Genomic DNA, 9,734 nt, shown 5'->3' on the forward strand with positions numbered 1-9,734 from the left:
CCCCATTCCCCAGTCCTCACAAAAATTAAGTAATTGTTATAAGAGAATGACTATAGTTCTCATTAGAGATACCTTAACAAATATGAGGAAAATTATTTGAACCTGAGAATTTCTTAAATTTACTTCAAGTCAGCCTACAGAGAAAGGGCAACCTTGCATGAACTGGAATAACCAGGAAATTTAATGTCGCCATATAGCCAAAATATTCTCATAAATGTTACAATTGTTAATAAGGCTCCAATAGAAAAATGTTTAAAAAGCGATCTTTTATCTAACTGTAGATACTTGTGCAAAGTAGGAAATAGCTGTAACTTTTAGCAGTTAAGAAGCCTAAATTTGATTATTATGAGCAGCCGAGTTTCTCGGATGCGTAAGTTGCAAACCATAGCATAGGTTCCCAGCCTGACTGGGTAGCACCTTAAAAAAGCATCTATCCCTTAATGACCCTACCGCCAAACCCATCATTACCAAAGAGTAGCGCCATGAAGACCGCTCAGACAGCCACAGACCTCGTGCGGACTTACCTGCGTGAGATTGGCCGTGTGCCACTCTTAACACACGAGGAAGAGATTTTCTATGGTAAACAGGTGCAACGTTCTTGCACTTTGCACGAATCAAGAGAATCTCTTGCCACCCAGTTAGGTCGTCAACCGACTTTAGAAGAATGGGCCAAAGCGACAAAGCTAGAACCAGCAGAGTTGAATGAAGCGATCGCTGATGGTGAGATTGCCAAGCGTAAGATGGTAGAAGCCAATTTGCGGCTGGTAGTCTCCGTTGCCAAAAAGTACATAAAGCGCAACGTCGATTTACTGGACTTGATCCAAGAAGGTAGTATTGGTATGCAACGGGGCGTAGAAAAGTTTGACCCTACCAAAGGGTATAGATTTTCTACCTATGCCTATTGGTGGATTCGGCAAGCTATTACTCGTGCTATAGCCGAAAAAGCTCGCACTATTCGGCTGCCTATCCATATCACTGAAAAATTAAATAAAATTAAAAAGGCACAGCGCCAATTGTCTCAAAAATTGGGACGCGCTCCGACAGCTGGTGAGCTAGCTGAAGAATTAGAATTGACTCCCAAACAAGTACGAGAGTATCTAGAAAAGGCGCGTTTGCCCCTTTCCTTGGATTTGCGCTTGGGTGATAATTACGACACTGAACTTGGAGAAATGCTGGAAGATCCAGGAGCATCGCCAGAAGAGTTTGTCATGCAATCTTCCTTATCTTATGACTTAGATCGCCTGATGGGTGACCTCACGCCACAACAGAAGGAAGTGATCACGTTGCGCTTTGGCTTAACTGATGGGCAAGCGCTGACGCTGGCTAGAATTGGTGAAATCCTGAACATCAGCCGAGAACGAGTCCGGCAAATTGAGCGGGAAGCTTTAACGAAACTTCGCAAGTCTAAAGCCAACATGGGTGAATATTTGGCAAGTTAGTCATTAGTGAGCCAGCGCGGTCTTCTCCCAAGGGGAGACGCCAAGGGCGATGGGGGTTTCCCCCATGAGCGAGGCGTTAGCGCAGCGTTAGCGAGGAACGAGCGTCACCCGTAAGGGTCATTAGTCCTTTGTTATTAGTTATTTACAAAGGACTAATGATAAATGGGTGAGAAAATACGCTGACTTTGGTACGGTTACACCTACTTCCACTCTTAAGCTTGGCTGTTACATTAGTTGACATGAAGACAAAAGAGCTAGCTAAGTTTAAACCAAAACAGACATTTAATATTCAAATAACAAGCACCGCAGCTAGCAGTGGTAGTTAAGGAGCTAAAAAATGAATAACTCATCCAATCGTGTCTCAGAATTTTTTAATAGTGAATCAGAAACTAGCGATTTACTATGGCAGTATGTTAAATCCTTGAGTCCAGAAACAGTTACCCAACTATCTAAACCCAAGTCTGCCGAAGTTTTTCAGGTAATGGAACGGAATATTATAGGACTATTAGGTAATCTGCCTTCAGAAAACTTTGGCGTTACTGTAACTACCAGTAGAGAAAGTCTAGGTCGGCTTCTGGCTTCTGCTATGATTAGTGGTTATTTCTTGCGTAATGCTGAACAGAGAATGGATTTTGAAATTGCCCTACAAGGAGCTGAAACCAACAGCAGCGAAATTGACTAGAAATATAATAGTAAATTCAATATTCTTGTTGGGTTTATAGCTAGTCACAGTTATGGCGATACGAATTTAAAATGAACCTCTGCGAAATCTTTGCTCCTAATTCCCAATCAAGAATCAGCTAAATCTTTTTAAAATATCCAAAACAGTGACAAATTAAAATTGAAATTTAAACGCATAGGCACCTTGCCGAACTGCATATTAGGAGTGCAAAGGTTATCGCAAAGGTTTGGAATGTGGTTCTCTATGAACTTATGTAGTTTGGTAATCAGTTGAATTAGAGGTGTATCTCTAAATGAATAATACACACGTGTAGGTAAACTAACTACAATAAATCATATTAGCAATAAATTCAAACTCGGCAAAGTAGTATAAACTCTGCCGAGTTTTATTATGAGTCAACAGCATACTTTGAATCAAGGGTTAAAGTGGAAAATTAGGAACTTTATTGTAAATTAAAGAGTTTAAGACCCCAACAATTACATATAGCATTAATTACTCTGGGGAATCTTGCTACAGTCGGGATTTAAACCCCTGTCAGAAATGTCTTTAATTTTGAATTTTGAATCGTTAACTCTGCCTATCTACCCATAAACTATGAGTAAAATCAACTCTCTTCCACCCCATAAAATCATTGGTGTTGCAGTAATTTGGAACGAGCAAGAGCAAATTTTAATTGATCGCCGTCGTCCAGAAGGAGCAATGGGTGGTTTGTGGGAATTTCCTGGCGGTAAAATTGAGCCTGGTGAAACTATCAGCGAGTGTATTCAACGAGAAATTTCCGAAGAACTGGGAATAGTAATTGAAGTAGGAGAGCATCTGATTACTATTGACCACACATATACAGACTTGCGTGTTACCCTCACAGTACATCATTGTCGCCATGTTACAGGTATTCCCCAACCTTTGGAATCCGATGAAATTCGTTGGGTAACCTTGGAAGAACTGGAGGAGTTTACTTTTCCTAAAGCAAATATTCAAATTATTGCTGCTTTAAAAGGGAGTGGGGAGTAGGGAGCAGGGGAGAAAGTTTCCCCTCTGCCCCCAGCTAAGAGCCCCTCTGCCTCTTTTCAATGCCCAATACCGTAACAATCTATTAATTGCATCAGGTTGAGTCCCGCAATTTTCTACAATAAGCGCAGGGACTTTGATTAAAAGTGTAAATAAATAAATGCCTAAAACCGTTGCCGATGTGATGAGCCGCGATCCTATTGTCGTTCGGGTGGAAACTCCACTGAATGAAGCTATCCAAATTCTCGCAGAACGCCACATCAGTGGACTACCTGTTGTGGATGATGTCGGTAAATTGGTGGGTATTATATCAGAAACCGATTTGATGTGGCAAGAAACTGGTGTTACTCCACCTGCGTACATCATGTTTCTTGATAGCGTTATCTATTTAAAAAATCCTGCTACCTATGAACGTGATTTGCACAAAGCTTTAGGGCAAACCGTTGGGGAGGTGATGAGTAAAAACCCAATCGCTATTTCCCCTGATAAAACTTTAAGGGAAGCCGCTACAATTATGCACGATCGCAGCGTTCACCGCTTGCCAGTACTTGACGACATGGATCAAGTAATTGGTATTCTTACTCGTGGTGATATTATTCGGGCAATGGCAGCAAGTCAAGATTAATCGTCATTTGTCATTTGTCCAGAGTTTTTTGACTGTTGACTAATGACTATTTTTTACACCTTTGAAAATCAGGATAACTAGATGAGTATTACTCCGGAATCTGTTAGGCAATTGCTCAGTTCTGAGAATTTAGGCGATCGCTTACGTGCAGTAAATCAAATCCGCGAACTGGAACCTGCAATCGGTTTTGAATTAATTCAAAGTGCTATTGGCGATATCAATTCGCGTGTCCGTTACTCGGCGGTGAGTCAAATGGATACACTCGGAACACAAGATTTAAAATTATCTTTGGATATCTTGCGCGATCGCTTGCTTCATGACTCCGAAGTAGATGTACAAGCAGCAGCAGCAGACTGTTTGGGCGCTTTGAAGTTACATGAAGCTTTTGAAGACTTGCAGCACCTTTACCATACAACTAGTGAATGGTTAATACAATTCAGTATCATTGCTACATTAGGAGAGTTGGCCGATCCACGAGCCTTTGAACTACTCAAAGAGGCACTCTCATCAGAAAACGAATTAGTCCAAACTGCTGCTATTAGTTCTTTGGGAGACTTGGGAGATTTACAAGCAGTTCCTTTGTTGGCTTCTTATGCTACCAATCCAGATTGGCAAATTCGTTATAGAGTTGTACAAGCCTTGGCTCGTTTGGGTAGTGCAGAAGCCAAATCTATATTAGAAACTCTGGCTAATGATGAAGTAGATGCGATCGCAACTGAAGCGAAACAATCTTTGCAATCAGTTTAAGTCTATCTCAGATTAAAAAATTCACCTTTAAATAGATTTGTGTGACAAAAGAAAAAATTCGACTTGGTTGGAAAAATTTTGCATTCCAAGCAAATCGAATTGATAAATAAGAGTTACTTTTAGTTGCTAAAAGTAACTTTTTTATATTTAGAATTAGGTCTATTGAACGAAACTTTTGCGGCGGCGAGACATAGCCATTACTGCACCTACTGCACCCAAACCTAATAATACAGTTGGTTCTGGAACGGCAGTTACACTAAGACCTTTGAAACTTGCTGAAATTGTTCCACCACCACTGTATGCACTAGTCGCATCTGCCAAACTAGTTAAGGTAGTGAAATCAATGTTTCCTATTGCATTAGTTCCATCCTCAAACACTCCCGTGAAATTAAAGCTGATCTGTGTACCTCCGAAGATTGATGTAAATGCTGGTGTTAGAAGATTGGTTAAACTAAGAAGTTTAATATTGTCTTGAGGACCAACATCTATAAACTTAGAAGGTAAGCTGGCATTTAAGAAGCTGTAAATAGTCCCATTTGTATCGCCAAGAAAATCTCCCTGTTTGACTCCTAACGCAATTGATCCTGGGTTAGGAGCGAAGGTTGTACCAGTATTAGTAATGTTGGCTACAGTACCATTTCCATCAAACGTAAAACCACCAGTGTATGCTTGAGCAGAACCAGCAGAGGTAAACAACCCAGCAGTAGCTAAGGGGATGGCAGCAGTAACGGCTAGAGTTGCATTTAGTAATCTAGATTTAAAATTAATCATTATCGTTTTAGGTTCCTAGTAATAACCTTTAATCAGAGCAATTGCTTTACTTTTAATCTCAGTAATTTATAGAAAATACTGTCAGTGAAAGCGAAACTTGCGTGATGTATTTCTTATCTCCATAAAATCACATAGACTTAGACCCTGCAATATTTACTGAGTGGTCTTCATCACATCTTTAAGGCATTACCATCCTTCATGAAATTTTAATTTCTTATATATGTGTGCTTCGTATATTTCAGGCTCCCTAAGGTTTAGATTGTTGGCAATAGGTTTGGCTTTAAGAAAGGCTGTTTACATAGTATCAACAAAATAGTAATTTTATATACTTAGAATTACTTAACTATCTTTTAGATAAATGGAGTATGCAGTGTATCTTCTATAATCTCTCTAGTTACAAATACTTAGGGAAATGGTTCCTCTTGTAGAAGAAAGGAGAGGAACCTCTGTATTTGTTTACTATGGATGGTCTTTGTTATGAAATTGAATATGTGTCATACCTTTGAAATGCTAAGAGCTAAATACCTGCGGCCAAGTTGTCGTCACGAAAACTACAACTGCGGCGATCGCTAACAACCCTTGAATCAAATTTCCAACCAATGATCCGACTACAATTCCTATACCCGCTTTAATGGCCAACCCGAATTCACGTCGGTAAAGATACTCACCGATAATTGCTCCCAAAAGCGGCCCTAGTAAAATTCCTAACAGTGGGCCACCAAAAGGCAATGTTGGCAATAATCCCAAAAAACCCACTACCAAACCGACAATTGCGCCAATTTGCCCCCACTTGCTAGCTCCAGCTTGTTTTGCTCCCACATAACTAGCTAAAAAATCTACTCCAACACTGAGCAGTAAAACGATAACTGTCACAATTAGGGGAATCTTAATAGCTGCAAAGGAACTACTAACGATTCCCCAGACGATAATTGCAATTAAAATTAAGCTGCTACCAGGAATGGCAGGAACTACAGCACCAATGATTCCAACAAGCATTACAGCAAGTAATAGCCAATAAATAATTTGCATAAATAGAATTGTAAATTTCTAAATTTCCCAGTAGTAGGGGCGCACAGCAAACTGTACGCCCCTACTGCATATTGTATCTGGGTAAGATGCTAATAAATACTTAAGACTTTAAACCTGAACTAAATATGATTTACTGTTTCAATCTGGTAAAATCTCTCTCTAGATCGCTTTTGGCTCGTCTTGGTAATTGTCGGTTGTGGGGACTAATTAATTTGCTCTCCAGATGCGATTTATATTTAGGACTTACGCAAAAGTACACGCGTTCAGGGGCAATTAATGAATCCCAAACCCCTAACCACAGGCGTAATGAAAGCATAAGCCGTTCGTACTGAGTAACTGAACTTCCCAAACACTCTAAGATAAAGCTCAAAACCCATGACGAGAAAAATTTTAACTGGACTGAGTTCAGCAGTTTACGAACACCCTTTTGATCGCAAAGCCTTGGCTTCTTTGCAAAATATGCCCGGTGTCTCTCTGCTACTCAAAAAAATTAACGAATACGGCATCGATCGCTTACTCAGGCTGCAAAGCCTTGGTAGTGAAATCAGAATTTCATCCCGTAATTTTCCTCAATTGCATGAGAAATTTGTAGAAACCTGCCAAATTCTTGATGTTGCTCCACTTCCTGAACTGTATCTGTTTCGAGGTACAGGTCACATTCAAACCTACATTGTTGGCGTAGAAAAACCCCTTGTCGGTATAAATTTAGATGCAATGGAGTGGCTTGGCGCAGATGAGTTGATTTACGTTTTTGGACATGAAATCGCTCGCATCAAGAGTCAGCACATGGTTTATCACCAAATGGCAATTGTTATGCCAAGTTTAAAAAATTTGTTGAACAGTACCACACTGGGGGTTGGTGGCTTGGTAGCTAGTGGTATGGAACTAGCTTTGTATAATTGGCGGATGATGGCCAGGTTCACTGCCGATCGGGCTGCAATGCTTGCTTGTCAGGATATCGACGTAGCAACCACTACACTGATGAAACTTGCAGGTTTACCAGATGAGTATTTGACTACTGCTGTAATTGAAGATTTCCTTGTCCAAGCCCGTGAGTTTGCATCCAATAACTTTGACAGTATTGATAAAGTTACCAAAATATTAAGCTATACAGAACCCGGACTTTCGTGGGTAGTTATGCGGGCTGGCGAGTTATTGAAATGGGTTGATTCAGGAGAATATGAAAATGTAATTCAACTGAAAAATTTAAATACACCGGAAGAAGCCCAAGAAAAAGAAGGGAAGACATCGGAAGAAAAGGAGGGGTGGAATTTTTTGACTTCTTGGTGATTAAATTTTAGATTTTAAATTACCGATTTTAAATTAAATTTTTCAATTCAAAATACGTTTGTAACGCTCAATGAATTGCTAATTACTGTGCTATCAGCAATTCAAAATCGTTTCATTGAGCATAGGGTCATCTGAAATCCAAGTTGCACTTCCAGCGTACCAAAGGTGCGACCAAAAATTGGGAGCAATGCGATTTTGTCAGGTGAAAAAGCAGAGGAGGCAGGGCAAGAAGAATACGATAATGTCTTGGATAGAGAAATTGAGTAATTTATTTTTTGGAAGTCCCCTAACGTAAAACGGAACATGGGAACGAAATAACCTTGCTAGCAGCATTAGCCTAACTGATCTTCACGACTACAATCAATTTAAGAACCAAAGGTTTGTTTCATTTTTGAAAGAAGCTCCGAGATGGACTTGCCGTGAATAATAGAACCATGCATTGTTGCAAGGTACTTAATGGGCAGCTTTTCTATTGCTTCAATCCCTCGAGTGAAGCTTTTACCTTCAGACATAAACCCGACTTTTTGCTGAAACTTAATAATAGATTCTGTAAGATCCTTCTCGGTAACAGGCTCCTCAAACTGACCAGGATGAGCCGCAAGATCGGAACAAAAAAGCATCTTTTCTTGCGGCTGATAGAATACACAACCCTCCCATCCATGAGGAAAATGAGGAGTTTCAATAAGTATGATATCTCTTTTACCCAAGGAAAGAGCTTTGTTATTCTTAAGAACCGTTGTTGGTCGCAGTGCAAAGTCATCCATATTCGATTGATTTAGAGGACTCACAATTGTTTTGGCTTGCGGAGCTGCTTCAAGCCACTGATTAAGCGCTCCACACTCATCAGCCTCAAGGTGACATAAGGCAATGTAATGAAGTTTTGAAGCATCACAAACAGACGAAACAAGCTGATAAGTTTGCTCGAACCAATTTGAGCGACCTGTATGAATAAGCATAGGGCGCTCATCAAGGATAAGGAATTGACTGAAAACAAACTTTTTATTATTTGAGATAGAAAGTTTATATATATTAGGAACTATCTCATCTATACGCGTGAAGTTAGCATTGAAATGCGTAAACATTATATTTAGGGGTAAAAAATATCTGACGAAATCCAATTTTTGTTTACAATTGCGAGTTCTGTTTGTAACTCTATATTATTGGTAGTGGACACGACCTGACTATTAGTTGCTTCATCCCCACTAAGTCATTGCTGAAAAATTAAGTTGAGGCCATTATCTGGGTAAACAAGGGGGTAAACCCGCTCCCGGTTTTTTCTCATCTCCAATCGACACACGTAGTTCTATTTCAGATCCAACCTGCTTCTGTGCGCTCAGGCTTAATGGGTGTATTTGTTTGAGATTTTGAAGTGGAATCACAGGTAAATATCCCAAAATCTAAAATTGTCTGACTTCTAAAGTAGCGAATAACCTAACTATTAAGAGTAACAGCAAGTTTATCAGCAATTCCCGCAATCCAATTTTCATCTTGTTTGGTATAACTACGAGGAGCATTCGCTGCCAAAATTAGGGCACCTTGGTTACCAATAGGTTGACAAATTACACCTTGAGTATTTTCTGGTAAATAATCAAATTCAAGCCTACCAGGATATACTTTTAGCGCAACTAGATAAATCGGCTTTTGTTTTTCGAGTACTTGTTTTAAGATTACTCCTGGTACAATTTCAGATTTAGTACCCAGAATCCCGCGACGCAACAAAACTTTACCTCGATAATAAACCACCAGCGATCGCGTTACTGTATTGGTCAACAATAAATGAGATGCCCAGGCTAGCTCTGTTTTCATGGCTTCAGGTAAATCTGCTGCTAGTACAAAACCTTCTTCTCCAATTAGTTCTACAGTATCAGGCGATCGCGGCTGAACTTGCTGCCAAATTAAACCCGTCAAAATTAACACTGCACTCAAAATCACACCCACCACATCACCACGCGATTGAGATTGGGTTAGTTCTGGTGTCAATAAACGGTTAATCAGCAAAAGTACAGCGCCTAGCCCACCCACGACAATGGGTAGACGCCGCAAAACTCGATTAGGATCAGGTTTAGTCATTAGTCATTGGTCATTAGTCATTGGTCATTGGGCATTGGACAATAATTAATAGTTCTTCTCCCCCTGCCTCCCC

10 protein-coding genes are annotated in these 9,734 nt (G+C 40.0%); 6 read left to right on the plus strand and 4 right to left on the minus strand.

Translation table 11 applies throughout. The features are described from left to right. Positions 1-482 precede the first annotated feature (482 nt). From ACFE90_RS31490 to nblB, 5 genes are all read left to right on the plus strand, one after another. Positions 483-1,439, plus strand: a complete 957-nt coding sequence (locus ACFE90_RS31490; protein WP_109009939.1) for an RNA polymerase sigma factor, RpoD/SigA family — start codon at positions 483-485, stop codon at positions 1,437-1,439. Between the two features lie 337 nt (positions 1,440-1,776). Further along, entirely contained in the window at positions 1,777-2,121 is a 345-nt protein-coding gene (locus ACFE90_RS31495; RefSeq protein ID WP_375506264.1) for a DUF760 domain-containing protein, read from the plus strand. Between the two features lie 594 nt (positions 2,122-2,715). Beyond that, the gene (gene mutT, locus ACFE90_RS31500; protein ID WP_375506265.1) at positions 2,716-3,132 is read left to right on the plus strand and encodes an 8-oxo-dGTP diphosphatase MutT; all 417 of its coding nucleotides are present in this window, start codon (positions 2,716-2,718) and stop codon (positions 3,130-3,132) included. A 157-nt stretch (positions 3,133-3,289) separates the two neighbouring features. Next, the gene (locus ACFE90_RS31505) at positions 3,290-3,754 is read left to right on the plus strand and encodes a CBS domain-containing protein (protein ID WP_375506266.1); all 465 of its coding nucleotides are present in this window, start codon (positions 3,290-3,292) and stop codon (positions 3,752-3,754) included. An 81-nt stretch (positions 3,755-3,835) separates the two neighbouring features. Then, entirely contained in the window at positions 3,836-4,501 is a 666-nt protein-coding gene (gene nblB / locus ACFE90_RS31510; RefSeq protein WP_375506267.1) for a phycobilisome degradation protein NblB, read from the plus strand. Between the two features lie 159 nt (positions 4,502-4,660). Here nblB and ACFE90_RS31515 read toward each other — a convergent pair whose 3' ends face one another. Both ACFE90_RS31515 and ACFE90_RS31520 read right to left on the minus strand, forming a co-directional pair. Continuing rightward, positions 4,661-5,272: a PEP-CTERM sorting domain-containing protein gene (locus tag ACFE90_RS31515; protein WP_375506268.1), complete on the minus strand. Its 612-nt coding sequence runs from the start codon at positions 5,270-5,272 to the stop codon at positions 4,661-4,663. 510 nt (positions 5,273-5,782) lie between these two features. Then, positions 5,783-6,301: a DUF456 domain-containing protein gene (locus tag ACFE90_RS31520; protein ID WP_375506269.1), complete on the minus strand. Its 519-nt coding sequence runs from the start codon at positions 6,299-6,301 to the stop codon at positions 5,783-5,785. 375 nt (positions 6,302-6,676) lie between these two features. Between ACFE90_RS31520 and ACFE90_RS31525 the strand changes: the two genes are divergently transcribed. Beyond that, positions 6,677-7,591, plus strand: a complete 915-nt coding sequence (locus ACFE90_RS31525) for a M48 family metallopeptidase (RefSeq protein WP_375506270.1) — start codon at positions 6,677-6,679, stop codon at positions 7,589-7,591. Between the two features lie 365 nt (positions 7,592-7,956). On the opposite strand, the gene ACFE90_RS31530 is transcribed toward ACFE90_RS31525, so the two are convergent. Together ACFE90_RS31530 and ACFE90_RS31535 are read right to left on the minus strand one after the other, a co-directional pair. Further along, positions 7,957-8,673, minus strand: coding sequence for a hypothetical protein (locus ACFE90_RS31530; RefSeq protein ID WP_375506271.1), 717 nt, complete (start codon positions 8,671-8,673; stop codon positions 7,957-7,959). Positions 8,674-9,022: 349 nt separating this feature from the next. Continuing rightward, positions 9,023-9,661, minus strand: a complete 639-nt coding sequence (locus ACFE90_RS31535) for a cofactor assembly of complex C subunit B (protein WP_375506272.1) — start codon at positions 9,659-9,661, stop codon at positions 9,023-9,025. Between the last annotated feature and the right edge of the window lie 73 nt (positions 9,662-9,734).

This window comes from uncultured Nostoc sp. (assembly GCF_964245445.1).
GTDB lineage: Bacteria > Cyanobacteriota > Cyanobacteriia > Cyanobacteriales > Nostocaceae > Nostoc.